This window comes from Mesorhizobium sp. M7A.F.Ca.CA.002.05.1.1 (genome assembly GCF_003998335.1).
Classification (GTDB): domain Bacteria; phylum Pseudomonadota; class Alphaproteobacteria; order Rhizobiales; family Rhizobiaceae; genus Mesorhizobium.
The window spans coordinates 1-1,234 of the sequence record NZ_RZQI01001273.1; the positions used below are offsets into that span (position 1 = coordinate 1).

The window sequence follows — 1,234 nt, forward strand, 5'->3', positions numbered from 1 at the left end:
CTATGAGGCGGCGGTGGCGGGCGGCATTCCCGTCATCAAGACCATGCGCGAGGCGATGGCCGGCAATTCGGTTACGCGCGTGTTCGGCATCCTCAACGGCACCTGCAACTACATCCTGACGCGCATGGAGGCCGAGGGCATCTCGTTCGATGCTTGCCTGAAGGACGCGCAGCGGCTGGGCTATGCCGAAGCCGATCCGACGTTCGACATCGAGGGCCACGACACCGCGCACAAGCTGTCGATCCTGACCAGCCTTGCCTTTGGCACCAGGATCGCCGCCAACGACATCTATATGGAAGGTATCTCCAACATCACCCAGGCCGACATCCGCGCGGCCGCCGATCTTGGCTACCGGATCAAGCTGCTGGGTGTCGCCCAGCGCACCGAGAGCGGCATCGAGCAGCGCGTGCATCCGACGATGGTGCCGACGGCATCGGTCATCGCGCAGGTGCATGGCGTCACCAATGCGGTGGCGATCGAGACCGACATTCTGGGCGAACTGCTGCTGTCAGGCCCCGGTGCCGGCGGCAACGCCACCGCCTCGGCCGTCATTGGCGACATCGCCGACATCGCCAAGAGCCGGCCAGGCTTCCAGCATGGTCCGGTCTTTGGACGGCCGGCGAAGGAGCTGAAACCCTACAAGAAGGCGCAGATGCGCAGCCATGCCGGCGGCTATTTCATCCGGTTGACCGTGCATGACCGCATCGGCGTCTTCGCGGCAATCGCCAAGCGCATGGCCGATAATGACATTTCATTGGAATCGATCGTCCAGCACGCGGTCAATGGCGAGGCGGCGGCACAGAAGACGGTGATCCTCGTCACCCACGAGACGACGGAGGCTGCTGTGCGCAAGGCCGTCGATGGCATCACCAAGGATGGCCATCTGACCGACAAGCCGCAGGTCATCCGCATCGAGCGGGCAGGGTAGCTTTCGCCCGATAGGCCCTGCGGGACAGGAATCCCGCAGGCATTGAGGTCTGGTCTGGTGGGGACAGCCGCCACGCGGGAACGAATTGGTGTCGTCGCCGTTCTCTTGGTCAGCAACCAGAGGAACCGCTTCATGGCCGATACCAACAAGTCCGACACCCCTAATATCGACGACATCCAGAAGACGCTGGAAAAGCAGATTGCCGATTTGCGCAAGGAGATCACCAGGATCAACAAGAGCATTTCGGCGCGGGGCGCGGAGATGCTCGACGACGCCGGCGAACAGGCGTCCGAGTTGTACGACACG

The 1,234-nt window shown here is 63.0% G+C and carries 1 protein-coding gene; it reads left to right on the forward strand.

The genetic code is table 11. The features are described from left to right. On the forward strand, positions 1-928 hold a 928-nt coding region (locus tag EN939_RS34815), incomplete at its 5' end, for a homoserine dehydrogenase (RefSeq protein WP_164751538.1). Between the last annotated feature and the right edge of the window lie 306 nt (positions 929-1,234).